The sequence below is a fragment of the Marinobacter sp. SS21 genome (assembly GCF_028369065.1).
In the GTDB taxonomy this organism is placed as follows: domain Bacteria; phylum Pseudomonadota; class Gammaproteobacteria; order Pseudomonadales; family Oleiphilaceae; genus Marinobacter.
The window spans coordinates 17,076-30,993 of record NZ_JAQNDA010000015.1; the positions used below are offsets into that span (position 1 = coordinate 17,076).

Annotated in this window: 9 protein-coding genes; all 9 read right to left on the reverse strand. The window is 65.3% G+C overall.

Annotated elements, in window-relative coordinates; genetic code table 11:
* Nucleotides 1-18: 18 nt before the first annotated feature.
* On the reverse strand, nucleotides 19-246 hold the full coding sequence (locus N6L25_RS16255; protein ID WP_271982395.1) for an acetyltransferase: 228 nt from the start codon (nucleotides 244-246) through the stop codon (nucleotides 19-21).
* A 101-nt stretch (nucleotides 247-347) separates the two neighbouring features.
* Nucleotides 348-2,102, reverse strand: a complete 1,755-nt coding sequence (locus tag N6L25_RS16260) for a sensor domain-containing diguanylate cyclase (protein ID WP_271982397.1) — start codon at nucleotides 2,100-2,102, stop codon at nucleotides 348-350.
* An 89-nt stretch (nucleotides 2,103-2,191) separates the two neighbouring features.
* Nucleotides 2,192-3,790 (reverse strand): GGDEF domain-containing protein, encoded by a 1,599-nt coding sequence (locus N6L25_RS16265; RefSeq protein WP_271982399.1) that lies wholly within the window; start codon nucleotides 3,788-3,790, stop codon nucleotides 2,192-2,194.
* A 157-nt stretch (nucleotides 3,791-3,947) separates the two neighbouring features.
* Nucleotides 3,948-6,053 carry a patatin-like phospholipase family protein gene (locus tag N6L25_RS16270; RefSeq protein ID WP_271982402.1) on the reverse strand — a complete coding sequence of 702 codons (2,106 nt, stop codon included), beginning with the start codon at nucleotides 6,051-6,053 and terminating at the stop codon, nucleotides 3,948-3,950.
* Entirely contained in the window at nucleotides 6,050-8,362 is a 2,313-nt protein-coding gene (locus N6L25_RS16275) for a di-heme-cytochrome C peroxidase (RefSeq protein WP_271982405.1), read from the reverse strand. Before N6L25_RS16275 ends, N6L25_RS16270 begins: the two co-directional genes overlap by 4 nt.
* Before the next feature lie 18 nt (nucleotides 8,363-8,380).
* Nucleotides 8,381-10,027 (reverse strand): di-heme-cytochrome C peroxidase, encoded by a 1,647-nt coding sequence (locus N6L25_RS16280; protein WP_271982408.1) that lies wholly within the window; start codon nucleotides 10,025-10,027, stop codon nucleotides 8,381-8,383.
* A 75-nt stretch (nucleotides 10,028-10,102) separates the two neighbouring features.
* Nucleotides 10,103-10,975, reverse strand: a complete 873-nt coding sequence (locus tag N6L25_RS16285) for a hypothetical protein (RefSeq protein ID WP_271982411.1) — start codon at nucleotides 10,973-10,975, stop codon at nucleotides 10,103-10,105.
* Between the two features lie 154 nt (nucleotides 10,976-11,129).
* A complete protein-coding gene (locus N6L25_RS16290) occupies nucleotides 11,130-12,383 on the reverse strand; it encodes a hypothetical protein (RefSeq protein ID WP_271982414.1) in 1,254 nt (417 codons plus the stop codon).
* Between the two features lie 63 nt (nucleotides 12,384-12,446).
* Nucleotides 12,447-13,913, reverse strand: coding sequence for a Dyp-type peroxidase (locus N6L25_RS16295; RefSeq protein ID WP_271982417.1), 1,467 nt, complete (start codon nucleotides 13,911-13,913; stop codon nucleotides 12,447-12,449).
* Nucleotides 13,914-13,918 lie beyond the last annotated feature (5 nt).

The window sequence follows — 13,918 nt, forward strand, 5'->3', positions numbered from 1 at the left end:
GCGGCGGCGGCCGGAAAGTCAGTGAGCGCCGGAAGCGCCAGGGTGCCGGTAGTTGGCATCCAGCCAGCACCGTGGCAACGCCTCACCGGAGGGAAACACCAGCCGATCCTTGCCGAACGCTTCCGGGTCCTGGGCCTCCTCACCAAAGTGCAGGCAACCGCGGACCTCGCTCTCGAAGGGACTGAACAGGGCCGGGAGATCAACAATCTCCACCAAATGCCCCGTGGATTTTTCAGCCAGCAGCATAGGAACCTCCCGAAACTGACTGTGTCTGGGTAATCGGTGTCAATGAAAGCATAGCTGCAATTGGCACTTCCGTCCGACCAATCTGCTCCGCGATTGATCCATTACGCCTGCTGGGGTAGCGGCGTGATGTCCCGGCCGAACACCCGACAACAGTTGCGGCCGGCGCTCTTGGCGTCGGACAAGGCGGTGGCGGCCTCCTGAATGGCCTGATTGCCGGGAATGCAGGCCACGCTGGAGCACACCGTGGTCAGCCCGGCGGTGAGGGTGTGGCCAATCTTGTGATGCTGGTAGCGAGTGGCCGTGTCGGCAAATTCCCGGCGAATCCGGTTGGCGATGTCGAGGGCAACCTCCTGGTCCGGCGCCTGCAGCAACACCGCAAACTCGCCCCCGCCGTAGCGCACGCAGACATCCTCGGGCCGGCAAACCCGGATCAGTAGACCGGCCAGCGCCTGCAACACCGCATCGCCGGCTTCCCGGCCGTAGCTGTCGTTGATGCCCCGGAAGTGGTCCAGATCGATCAGCAGCAGGAACACCGGCAACCCGGTCTGCTCAAACTGGTTGCGCAAGTTGTCCAGCGCCTGGGGGATGACCCGCCGGTTGCCCAGTCCAGTGAGCGCGTCCTGATGCGCCAGGCGCAATGCCTGCCGCCGCTCCAGGTCCCAGCCCAGCAGGCGCTCGCTCAGCGCCACCATCAGTAACAGCGCCTGCAAGGCAGTGGTCCATTGCGCAAATTGCAACCACGGCACGCCCCCGGTCAGCACGGCCGCCCCGCTGCCGGGCAGATACACCAGCAGGCCGTAGCCGTAGCACAGCCAGGCCAGCACGAACCAGCGGGCGAACCGTTGCCCCTTGCGGTAGGCGCCATAGCCCAGCAGCGCCAGACCCACCAATGCCACCAAACCGGCATGGGCGAGCCAGAATACCGGCAGGTAATACCCCACCAACCAGGCCACCACCCCGGCCAACAGCAGCAGTTGTCCCGCCAGCAGGACTCGGTCGGTGCGGGGAAAGTGCAGCCGGGTCTTGAGAAAACCGCGGGAAAACTGGCTGGCGCTGACGGCCGCCAGCAGGTAGACCAGGTGGATGCCCTCGTTGTGCCAGACCACCGCCTCCGGCCACAGGAACTGAAACGCCAAGCCACTGCGCATGACCCAGGCCAGAGTACCCGCCAGCAAGAACAGGCCCAGGTACAGGTAGTTGGGCTGGCGCAGCAGCCAGGCGATGGCCAGGGCCGAGACCACCAGGGTCAGCATCATGCCCACGTAGAGGCCGAAACCGTAGTATTCCGCCCGGGCCTGGGCCTGGAAGCGCTCCTGGCTGCTGAGGGTGAAATCCAGATTGGCCAGCCCGGGCCGGTCATAGTCCAGGCGTAGGTAGACGTCGGTGTGGCTGGCCGCCGCCGTGGTGTGGGCCAGCGCCAGGGTGCGGTAATCCAGCGGTCGTTGCGCAAAGGGCACGCGGTCGGTGAGCAGGGTCCGTTGTGGCTGGCCGCCTTCATCCACCAGGAACGCCGTCAACCGGTGCACCTGTGGCGTCTGATGGCGCAGCACCCAGCTCCTGGGCTGCAGGGGATCGGCATTGCGCAGCCGCACCCGCAACCAGTAGATGCGGCCACCGGTCGCCACCACCTGGTTCAGGTCCGCCTCGGTAAGCGGCTGGAAATCGGCCTCCGGCACCCCACCGGCGGCGCTGTAGGCACTGGCGACAAAGAACTCGACCGGGGCCCGCAGTGGACGCGTGTCCAGCTGCTGGATGTCCAGCACCGGCGGCTCCGATGGCCTGGCATGGCCAACCACGCAGGGCAGCAACAGTGCCAGCCAGGCCAACCACGCCCCTGTTCCCCATCGTCGCTGCATCGATCGACTCCGTTGCGTGCGGTCGCTGTCGCCAGCCGACCCGGTGATGGCCACTCCCCTGGCAGCAAGTATAGACATGGATCAAGGACTCACGCTGGCGTGGCTGGATCTTCCGCCACCTCGATCCGATCCCGGCCCCGGCGCTTGGCCAGGTAGAGGGCCTGATCGGCGCGACATTGCGCCGCCTCCAACGACCGGCTCACTTCCACCAGGCCGATACTGGTGGTGAACCGGAAACACAGATCGGAGTCCGGCACCTGGATCGACAACCCCCGCACGTACATCAGCAAACGTTCGGCCACCTGGTGCGCCTGCTCCCGGCCGCAGTTCACCAGCAGCATGGCAAACTCCTCGCCGCCGATCCGGCCCACCGCGTCGTGCTCCCGGCCAAACTCCCTCAGGGCGGCACCAAACGCCCGTAACGCGGCATCGCCAGCGGCATGGCCATACTGGTCATTGATGCCCTTGAACAGGTCAATATCCAGCATCAGCAGCGACACCGGCGAGCCCGAGCGCTGGGCCTGGCTCAACGCCAGCCTGGCCTGCTCGAAGAAGCCGTGACGGTTCTTGACGCCGGTCAGCATGTCGGTGGTGGCCAGTACCTCCAGACGTGCGTTGCTGTCCTGCAGGGCGGCGGACAGCTGTTTGAACCGCAGCAGGAAGAAGCCACCCACCGCCAGCAGGCACAGGCTGGCCAGCGCCACCACCACGGCAATGCCATAATCCACCTGGGGCTCACGCTGGAACAGGAAGCCGTCCAGCGCCCCCTCGCCTTTGGTCAGGCCGAGCTCACGGTAACTGTCGGCAATGTACCGCCAACGGCCGGGGTTCATGTGGCCGACCTGGACCAGGTCCGGCATCACCAGCTGACGAATGGCCTCCGCCTCAAAACGCAGGTGCTCCAGCGACTTGTCCGGGGCATAGCGCCGATGAATCAGCTCGATGGTTTCGTCGATATGGGACAGCGCGTATTCCCAGCCCTGCAAGGTGGCGTCGCGGAACCGGGCCACGGTATCGGGGCTCTGCTGCACCAGGCGCTCGCTGGTGACCAGCACATCGCCATAGAAATTGATGCCATAATCCCGCGGGTTGATCAGGTTGTACTCAACCCCTTGCTGCCGGAGATAATAGGGCTCGTTGGAGACATAGCCGGCAAAGGCCGCCACCCTGCCGGAGAGCAAATCCTCCAGCTGATAGCTGCTGGGCAGCATGGTGACCCGATCCAGCGGCAGCCCCTCTTGCAGAAACACCGTGAGCAGTTCGGCACTCTCCGGCGGCGGCTTCAGCATCACCGTGCGGTCGATCAGGTCATGGGGGCTGCGAATACCGTCTTCGGCGCGGGTGATCCAGACAATCGGGGAGGTTTGCATGATGGCGGCCACGGCGACCACCGGCTCACCGTCCAGCCGGGCGATCACCACGCCGGACCCGGTCACCGCAAAATCCACCTGCCCGGCCACAACCGCGTCAATCGGCCAGCGGGTCTGGGGACCGCCCTCCAGCAGCGTCACCTCCAGGCCCGCCTGGCGGTAATAGCCCAGCTCCAGGGCCATGTAGTAACCGGCGAACTGGAACTGGTGCAGCCAGCGAAGCTGCAGCGTCACCGACTCGCTTCTGGCCAGGGTAGGAAACAGCGCAAGCGTCAGTGCCGACCACAGCAGCACACCCGCCACCAAAGCTCTATTCATGGCTTACCCGTCGACACCGAACGAAGGGATGGTTCGCAATCCAAACCGGTTGCTTTGCAAAGCTTGCAACAAGTCTATGCCAGCTGCCGGGAATATGCCCGAAATTCACCGCCTACCGGTCACCTGCCCGCCAGCCTTCGGCCCTGGCAGGTCAGCCTCAGGCAGACTCGGTCGACGCCGGCGCTCCCACCGGCGCCAGCTGCCGGAACAGGGTCTCGAAACTGTCCGGCTGTTGCACCAGCAGCTTGGCCATCAACTCCAGCCCCAGCTGACGGTAACTGTCGAACTGCATTTCATCAAAGAACTGATCGACCGTGCTCTGGTCCGGAAAGCTGGGATTAGTCCGCCAGTAGGCGTAGATGTCGGCGCTGAGGCTCGGGCACAGCGCCGCCCGCAGGTACAGAATGTCGCCCTCACTGCCATCGGCGTAACGGACCTTGCCCGTGGCGTAGGCCCGTTCCGCCATGCCCTCATCATTGACCCGGGCCAGGGCATCGGCACAGAGCTCGATTTCGGCACCGAAATCCGCCCGCACCCGCTGCATGGCCCGGCCCAGGTCCGACAGGGTGGTGCCAGGATCGGCGGCCGCATCACAGACCACGATGTAGCGGCACTGGCGACGAACCAGCTCATACAGCCCCAGGTTCTCGAAGTGGCCACCGTCGGACAGGTGAATGTCCGATTGGGTCTCCGCCAGTCCGATTCCGAACATCTCACGCAGCATGAACCGGTACCAGCTCGGCAACCAACGTCGTTGGTGGGCACTGTCAGGGTTGCGGGTCCAGAACCCGAGGCGGGCGTTGATCAGGGTCATCAGGAAGCTGATGGCGCGGGAGCGGGTGGCGTAGGTGTTGGGGTCCAGCGCCGCCCCGGACACCGAAAATGCGGTGGACAGGGTCAGCTCGCCGTCCAGGTAATCTTCGGTGCGACGGTAACCGGTGGCACTGGAGCCACAGAACAGCGGGCTGAGCACCATCGAGTCCCCGCCCCGGCTGCGCAATTTCTGCTGGCGGGAACTGGCGGTGTTGAGGGTGGTGTTGATCAGGTGCAGCGGGCCGCCGGCCTCCGCCCGGATGTCCACCAGCCGGAAGTTCAGTGGCTTGGTTGACCGGCCCTTGCGGCGATCGGCGCGGGCGACATCCGCCACCACCGGCAGGTAGGCATTGGCCAGCCGGCCGCGATAAAAACTGTGCAGGGACAGCGTGTTGACGTTGCAGATCAACGCCAGCACCAGGGACAGCCCGAGCCAAAGATAGAACCCCGGCGATGACGGCAGCGGCGTGTGTGCGCATAGATGGTACAGCAGGGTTAGCAGGCCGTAGATCACCAACGACAGTCCCACTGCCGCCAGAGCCTCGCCCCGGGACCGTGCCGCTCGCAGTGACAGCACGCCGCTGGCGATGGGCAGCAGGTAGGTGAACTGGCGGGTCAGGGTCGCCACGCCCTGGTGATCGAAGTAGTGCAGCGCGGTCTCCTCCAGCCCGGTAAACACCGGCAATAGGCCCAGGCCCAGCGCCATCACGCCCACCGCCAGGCACTGCCCCATCAGCGAGCGAATGCGGTGTTCCGGCAGCCGCTGGAGGAAAAACTCCGAGGAGGTGGCCACCGCGAACAGCAGCAACGTCATCAGGTACAACACCAGGGCACCCGCCCCGATCAACAACAGCAGCATAAAGCCGTCATGGCCGACGATGGCCTGGGCCCCCGGCAGATGCAGCCAGGTCGGCCAGGCGGTCGGCCACCAATTGGTGCTGGCCAGCGCCACGGCGCCGATCAGTAGCGGCAGCAACACCAGCAGATTCAGCAGCGTTCCGGCGAGAATCGATGCCCCCAGGGTCCAGCCGGACACCCCCTTGCCGTTGATCAGGTAGTTGCCATGGGCCCGCAACCAGTCCAGCACCGAGCCCTGACCATTGGCCAGCGGTGCGCCACCAACATCGCGCTGCGCTCGCGCCGGAACATGCGCACGCAACCAGCTCAGGCAGGCGGCAATGTAGCCGCCACCGGACACCGAAGACAGATAATCCACCCGGTGCAGCAGGCCAGCCCGGGCCAGTGCCTGGAGCACACCCAGATTGAAGGTGGCCGAACGAATGCCGCCGCCGGACAGTGCCAGCCCCACCACCGGGGCGTCGTCGGGGACGTCGCCGGTGGCTTGGCGCCGGGTTCGCAGCCAGGCACGCTCCTGCCGTTGGACCTCACGGAAATCGCGGGTAAAGCCCGGACCGGATTCCAGCTCAAATTGCGGATTCTTGCCACTCATGGTCGGGCCTGGGCGATCTGGCAGGACGCGGGGGTGACCTCGTAGTCGGCAGTGGGCTGATCCTGGTGCACCTTCAGGTATTCCAGCAGCGCCAGGCGCTGGTTGTGGGTCAGCACCGGGCCGATGACGCCGCCCGGCAGCGGGTGGGCCTGCGGGTCGGCCTGATGTTGGGCCCAGATGGCCGGATCGGCGGCGAAGCCATGACCGGTGTTGCGGTTTCCGGACAGGGAGGTATCCAGCCAGAAGCCACGGGCATCCTCCGGCGCATCGGCGGCGGTGACCAGGCGATAGCCCAGGTGGACCGGGTCGTACTCACGGGAGCCCACCAGGAATCGCTCGCTGCGGGTTTCCGGCGGCGACAGCAACTGGTAGATGGAGGGCACCGAGCCATTGTGCAAGAACGGCGGCGTTGCCCAGACCCCGGCCAACGGTCTGGGCTTGTAGCCCAGAATCTGCTGGGGCAGATCCAGGGTGCCGAAGCCTTCCAGACACTGTTGCTGCTCGTACCCGAGATTGTGGTCCTGGTAGTAGCGGTTCTTCACCAGAATGCCCACCAGGTTCAGCGCCGCGCCTTCGGTCAGACGGGTGACATCGAGGCCATCGAGGGTGATGGCGGCAGCGTCCTGGCCATGGACCAGTTGCCACAGCAATGCCACGGTCTGGCATTGCAGGTCACAGCGCAGTGGGTCGGGGGCCGGGGTGCGCACGTCGGGAATGGCCGGCAGCGGCGCGGCTACCGCCTGCAACGCCTGGTGGATGGCGGCGAACTGGGCCGCCGGCACCCGGGCCTCCGGGGAGCTGGTGGGGTAGGCCGCCAGCAACGCGGGCAGATCGCCCACCGGCAGGTCCTGGGCCTGGCGCAGGCGAATCACTTCCCGCAAGCGGTAGCGAACCTGGCGCACCAGCTGACGGTTCAGCAGCGGCTCCAGCGCCTGCTGCAGATCCTGATCGGTGAGCCCGGCGGCCGAGAGGTCGTAGCGGCGGTCCATGAACCCGGCGGCCGTGGCGGGATCGGTTCCGATGTGCTCGACGGGGATCACCTCGATGCGCCACTCACCCTGCGACGACGGCTTCAGCGGTGCCAGGGCCTGCTGCCGGGCCTCCGACACCCGATGCGGACCATGGCAACCCTGGCAGTGCTGGACGAACAGCTCACCACCCTGCTGCGCCAACTCCGGGTCCACCGGGCCGAAAACGTCCTCCGGCCAGGTGGGGGGTTGCAGGGTCTGCAGGGTTTGTTCAATGGCGTGCAGATCGGTGATGCGCACCGAGCTACGGAAACGCTCATCCGCGGGCAAGGGCCCCCCGGTGTCGTTCAGCAGCGGAATGCGCGCGCCCACCCCCATGGCCTCGCCAACGTTGCGGGCCAGCGGCTGCGACACCGAGCCGTTATACTGCACCCAGCTGAAGCGCCAGATGTCCCACAGGAACGGGTAGCTTACCGGCGCCGACGACACCTGGTAGTTGGCGGGCACCAGGTGGTCGCCGAACACGGTGTTGCCGATCCGACCCAGCGCATCGGTGCGGCCAAAGCCTTCTTCCCGCGGATAGAGGTGACCGAAGGGGTTGTTCTGGGGACTGCCGGCAAACCGGGCCAGGGTGGCCCACAGCTTATCCTTCAGCGCCGCCTTGCCCTGAGGGTAGCGGGTGCCCAGAACGTCACGGGCAAATTCATCAAATTTCAGCGGGTTGGCGGCGGTGTAGAACAACGAGGCCACCAGTTTCGGCGCAAAGGAACCGCGGCTGGTATCGCTGATGGCATGCATCGCCTGGCCACCGTCCACTCGGAGCGCTAGCCGCCGGTCACCCTGGGTGTAGTGCAACTCGCCGGTGTGGCAGGCGGCACAGGTGATGTCCAGCAACTCATCCCCGGTGACCGGGTCGAAATGCTTGGTGAACCCCACCGGCAGCTGATCCGGGTTGGCCTCGGTTGCCGCCGGGTCCACCAGAAAGCGGTACTGGCGCAGGTGATCGGGATCGGCAAAGCGTTGGTCGGAAAACGGTAGCCGCAGGTTGACGAACCAGTCGTAACGGATTGCCGCTGAGGTGGCCCCCTGGGGCATGCTGGTGCCCTGCGGGGTGTAATAGTAGCGTTCCCGGTCCGGTGCGGACCGGGTCAGCCCCCAACCCTGATCGAAATAAACCACGTCGTCCACCGGCTCCAACTCAGGCAGCCCCTGAACCGGCCAGAGCACGTACCAGGCGAACAGCGCCGTCGCTGCGAGAGCCAACACCACGGCCGCCACAAGCAGCCATTTGAGCAGTTTGCCACACCAGCCCCAGAGCCGAAGTGAGGTGGACACAGTCATATCAACGTTTCCTTGTAATTAAAGACTCTTGAGGTATTCCACCAGCGCCCAGCGCGCGGACTCGTCCAGGTCGGTGCCATAGACATGGCCCTGGTTACTGTTGGCCGGTAGCCGGGTGTCGAAGTGGCTGCTGGCGGGTCCTGCCTCTGTGACATAGCCCACCTTGACCGGGTCCAGCTCGCGACTGCCGACGTGAAAGCTGGCGGGTCGTTGTTCCGGCGGCAATAGCAGGTGGTAGAGGGTGGGCACCGAGCCGTTGTGCAGGAACGGCGCGGTGGCCCAGATGCCGGCCAGCGGCCGGGCCTTGTACTGATCCGGGGCCTGGCTGGGGGTCGCGCCGTAGACACGCACGAAGTCCTCCAGACTGGCCCCGAGGGCGTCCAGGGGATGCTGCAGGGTGGCGCCGAGGGCAGCATGAACCACCAGCTCGATGGTGCTGGCTTCACTGCCAAACGCCGGCCCGGCCAGCACCAGCTTCTTGCGCCCGGCCAGCAGGCCGGTCTGGGCCCGCGCCTGCAGGAAATTGGTGGCCATGGCGGGATCGGTGCCCACCTCGGTGCGGGGAACCAGCGTGACCTTCGCGGGCTGATTGGGCTGCTGATGATCACTGAGGGCGTGGCAAGCCAGGCAGTTATCCCGGTACAGCGTCCGGCCGGCGGTAAGCTTGTCCGGATCCAGGGCACCCAACAGGTCCTCCGGCCAACCCGGAGCGCGCAGCTGGTTATAGTGTCGCTGCAGCGTACCCAGATTGGGAATATCCACCGAACTGGTGTAGCCACCCAGAGCCCCGGGCTCGCTGAGGTTGGCGGTGCCGAATACCGCCAGCGCGGTGGTCACGTTCTGGATCAGCGGTCCCGGTGCCTGGTTCGGTGCCGAGCCGTTCCACTGCACCAGGTCCAGGTACGGCGCGCCCCACAGGAACGGATAGCTGACCGGCGCGTCGGCGGGATGGGCATTGCCGGGACGGTTCAGCAGTTCCACCGCCACGGTATTGAAGATCTGGCCGAAGGCGTCCAGTCGGCCATGGCCATAGGCGGTCGCCGACTGGTTCATCCGCCGGCGCTGGTGCAGGTAATCCAGCCGTTGTTGCAGCGCCAGCCGCAGTGACTCCGGGTGGTCCTGCTCCAGTGCCAGGGCCAGCCGCTCGAGGCGGGCGGGATCGGCCAGCGTCGCCGCCAGGCTGGCAATGACCGCGTCCTCAAAACGGGAAAAATCGATCAGCGCCGGACCGCCCTCGATCAGCACCTGTTCGCCCCGGTAGCGGATCGCCCCGGTATGGCAGGCGGCGCAATTGAAGCCAGCCCACGCCGTGCCGGTGCCATCAACGGCCCGACTGAACCCCACCGGCAGGCTGTCCGGATTCAGCGCACTGGGTTGGGTGGGGATAAAACCCAGTTGCGCCAGGAACGCCGGCTCACGCACTGAGCCGGAACCATCCGCCCGTTCCAGATGCAACAGCCAGTCGTAAGGCAGCATGCGCGAGCCGAAGCTCAGGTGGTGCATCTGCTCCCGCACCGAGTCGCTCCAGCCCTGGGTCAGTTGGCGGAACTCGGTGTCCGGTTCGTTACCCGCCCCCGGTCCTGCCAGGAACACCATCGCTGCCACCAGCAGGCCAACCAGTCCCGCCGCGACCACCCACAGATACCGCCCACTACGACTCGCCATACCCATCCCTGCATTTTTATTGGTATTGGGCGAGTATATTTACTCATTGATTTTATTAAGTAAATGAATTTTAGCTCAGACCCCGACCTGCTCGGCCCTGGCCGGGAGCTTACGTTTACGCAAGTACCGCCATAACTGGCTGGGGGGGCCAGCGGCCGGCTCGAAGTCACCATTCACGAAACTGACCAGGTAGTGCGTGTTCAGCAGATGACCACTGCCGGAGGCCGGGAACAGCCGCCCACTGAAACGCTCCGGATACCCCCCCACGCCAATGCGTGCCACGTAGTCTTCGGTGTGGTAGAAGTGTTCGGCGCGGATCTCCGGCATCGTCAGTTCGGTGGCGGCACTGGCGAAGGAGTAGAGCTCCAGCTTGGTCAGCAGTGACTGACGCTCGGTACCAAGCCGTTCCCGCAACAGGTACAACGCATTGGTGCTGATGATACCGCCCTGGGAGTGAACGATCAGCACCACCTTGTCGCGGGTTTGCAGCGCCTCCTCCAGGATACTCGCGACCGAGCTCTCCAGGCTGGAGACGAATTGCATCTTGCGGCCGAGTGCGCATTCCAGCAGATCCAGCAGGGCACCGTCGGAGGGGTTGTGCATCAGGTTGATACGACGGTTGAACAGGGTGGCCAGGGCCCGGCCATTCACCCGCAGGGCGCTGCGGCTGGTGCAGATACCGTTGAGGAAGAACCACGCCTGGTTGTCGTCGATCTGCACCAACCGTTCCGGCACTTCATAGGGCAGATGGGGGCTCTGGCGGAACGGCGCGTAAATCGGCAGCAGCGCCGAATAGGCGGCATAGACAAAGTGGTGGTAAGTCTCGTAGTTATCCGGCTCTAGCTCCGACCAGGGCGCCGCGCGGTTCAGGGGTGACAGCACCCCGGGCAGGTACGGCAGATTACGGACCACCTGGACAGCACGGTCCCGGGCATCACGCAGGTTCATGGCTGTGCTCCTTGTCGCTCGTGTCCCTTAATACAAGCGACAAGCTTGTGTTAAGGAACGTCTTCTTAAAAGGCCCCGGCATTGCTGCAACCTCGCGCCTTGATTGGAAATGGCTCCAACAGCCAGAGCAGATCCGGAGTTAATCGGGGGCTCCCTAGCTGCTGGTTTCGACCACCCCCCGGTCACGTCGTGGCGCCGGTTGGGGACGGCCGGTCGCGCTGTGGCGAGACTGGACAAAAACCTCGTCCCCGCTGGGCTCGAGGTGGTGCTCCCCATTGATGGCCTGACGCATCCGTGAGGTGGATTGGTATATGGTCTTGCGGGCCCGGTTCTGGTTGCCCAAGGGGCGGTGCACCGCCAGGGTGTGCCAGGGGTTGATGGTGATATTGCGGGCGAAGGCATGCTGTGCCGGCACATCGAACACCTGCGGTGGCAGCACCAGGGTGGCCACCGGAATGAACGGCGACTGGCGCTCATCCCAGACTATGGACGCATCCTCGATGGGCATCGACACCGGGTCGGTCTGCAGCTGCATGGCAAAATCGAACACCACCTCGCCGTGGGTCAGGGTGGCCACCATCGCATCCCGCAAGTAGTTGTCGGTGAGCTTGCCCACCGGCGACGATCGTTCCAGCCGTGGCCGCACCCGGAATTTCATCGCCCGGCCCTTGCCGTACTGGTAGGGCACGCAGCTGTAGTAGGTGGTCTCCAGCGGATTCGCGTGGGTGCGGGCGTACAGTGCCTGCATCAGCAGATCCAGCACATGGGGATCCAGTGGGTTGAGGAAATACCAGGCCGGCGTCCCGAGGCCAATCTCCCGCTGCAGCTTGATGTTCTCGAACACGTTGGGCGTGGTGAAACTGGGGGCGCTGATGCCGGAGAAATCCACCGTGTGTTTCTCATCCGTCAGCAACTTGCGGCCGGCGACCCCCATCAGCTTGATGCCCATACTGAGGATGCCGTTGTCGTCGATATCCGGCACCACCCGCGGTCCCGGCCCGCCGAAGCGCACGTACACCGGGTAGCTGCGGCCGGGTCGGAATACCCCCAGCTGCAATCGCCGGGGCAGGTCGTCATTGACGCAAAACCGGCCCCGGACCAGGCCGTAGGTCTTAGTGTTGCCCGCTCGCTCCGCGATCTGGCCGGTGTCCCTGTATTCCTTGATCAGGAACCGGTTCATGGTATCGGCGATGGCGGCCGCCACCGGCTTCTCGTCTTCACTCAGCACCTCTTCGGCAAGATCCAGCCCCTGGTCCTGCAGTCGGCGCCGCAGCAGTCGCTGCACCACCCGCTCCAGGGACGGCCGGAACAGCCGGTCGAAATCATCACGATAGTACGGGTCCAGCCGGCGCAGCACGCCCATCAGCGTTTGTGCGCCCCGCTGGGTCAGTTGTGGTAAGACTCTCATCGTTGTTGTCCTCTCTACCTAGGGAGTTTGGGCATCACTTCGAACCAGCTCTGGCATTCGGCGTTAGTCCGCGGCCCGCTTGTTAGCTATCCGCTGGCGAACTGGCCGCTGGGCCAGGAACTGCCCCCCCCGCCGACTGGGCAGGAAGAAATAACCACCGCCCCGGGTGGTGACGAACGCTGGCATGCCCCGCACCTGTCGGCGCAGCGGGCGTTGCTGGATGGTGAACTGGTCCTGGCGTTGGCCGTGGGCGGTGCGGGCGCCAATCAACGGGTCCGGGTCCCGGTACAGGCCATTGAAGTTGGGGTTGCTGGCCCAGGTGTGCTGGACGAACTCGAACTGGCGACCAATGTTGGCGTTGAGGCAGATGAAGTGCAGGCCTCGCTCCACCGGCTCGGGTTCCCGGTCCAGATCCGCCAGGTAACGGACCGGATCCGCGCTGGGATCAAACGGCGGACCATAGGCCCGACCCCGCCGCAGCAGCCGATGGCGGTTGCTGAAGGCAATGGACTTGTCGGAGCCTGGCTCCGGCGCCAGGCTGTCCCGGGGATGGGTCCGACGAATATGGGCGCCGAGGGGGCATTTCAGTCCCTCGGAATCGCTGGCGTGGTAGGCAAAGTTATCCTTGTCCTCCAGCCCGGGCACATCGCCGTCCGGCGATTGCACCAGAGCGGTGCCACTGGGCCAGCGACCCACCATCCTGGCGGCCAGCGCCACCGCTGAACCGGCACCGGCCTGGTCCCGGACGAAGCGCCAGAACCCTGGCACATCCTGGGCCAACTGCCTTAGCACCAGGTAGCTGCCGTTCAGGCCCAGATCCCGCAACGGACTCCCCTGGGGGTCCGTTGCCAACAGTGCCTGCGGATCCAGCCCGGCCTCCACCAGTGGCCGCTGGGTGTAGCGCTGGTAGCCGTTGGGATAACCCAGCAGAAATTCCCCCAACGGCACCGGATGGCGGTCCGCCCGGGTCTGGCGGTCAAATTCGGCGACATAGGGCTGGCCAATGCTGTCGCGAAAACCAAAATGTTCGCGGAAGTCCGGCAGTGACTGGGTGTCCAGTCGTGCTACCTCGGTCAGGCCATGGCTGTCCAGGTCGTCGGTCACCGAGGCCAGCAACTTCGCCAGCCGGGTCCGGCCATCGGCGAAACACAGCAACAGGATATCCACCGGCGGTGAATCCGGCCCACCCCACTGCCAGCGTTCCGGGGCACTGCCGCCCTCGTCCCCCAGCAGACGGCGCTTGTGGGGCGTGGTCATGCCGGAACGGAACGGGTCGGCGAATCCCACCAGAATCTCCTCCTCGATGCCCAGGGCCACCAGACCGTGGTAGCTTAGGGCCAGGTTCAATGCCTGTTGCCGCGGGCGGTTATCGGCATAGCTGAGCTCCGCCAGCCGGGCCTGCAACCAGACCCGGGCCGGCTCCCGCTCACGGATCCGCAGCAGCAGGTAACAGGCCTCGGGCAGGCCGCCGTAGCCGCGTACCACCAGGCCCTGGATGTCGCTGAAGTCGATGTCACCGGCGGTCGCCATGAGCT

Coding starts and splice junctions, on each gene's coding strand:
- N6L25_RS16255 (WP_271982395.1), bottom strand. CDS start 246: ATGCTGCTGGCTGAAAAATCCACGGGGCATTTGGTGGAGATTGTTGAT.
- N6L25_RS16260 (WP_271982397.1), bottom strand. CDS start 2,102: ATGCAGCGACGATGGGGAACAGGGGCGTGGTTGGCCTGGCTGGCACTG.
- N6L25_RS16265 (WP_271982399.1), bottom strand. CDS start 3,790: ATGAATAGAGCTTTGGTGGCGGGTGTGCTGCTGTGGTCGGCACTGACG.
- N6L25_RS16270 (WP_271982402.1), bottom strand. CDS start 6,053: ATGAGTGGCAAGAATCCGCAATTTGAGCTGGAATCCGGTCCGGGCTTT.
- N6L25_RS16275 (WP_271982405.1), bottom strand. CDS start 8,362: ATGACTGTGTCCACCTCACTTCGGCTCTGGGGCTGGTGTGGCAAACTG.
- N6L25_RS16280 (WP_271982408.1), bottom strand. CDS start 10,027: ATGGCGAGTCGTAGTGGGCGGTATCTGTGGGTGGTCGCGGCGGGACTG.
- N6L25_RS16285 (WP_271982411.1), bottom strand. CDS start 10,975: ATGAACCTGCGTGATGCCCGGGACCGTGCTGTCCAGGTGGTCCGTAAT.
- N6L25_RS16290 (WP_271982414.1), bottom strand. CDS start 12,383: ATGAGAGTCTTACCACAACTGACCCAGCGGGGCGCACAAACGCTGATG.
- N6L25_RS16295 (WP_271982417.1), bottom strand. CDS start 13,913: ATGGCGACCGCCGGTGACATCGACTTCAGCGACATCCAGGGCCTGGTG.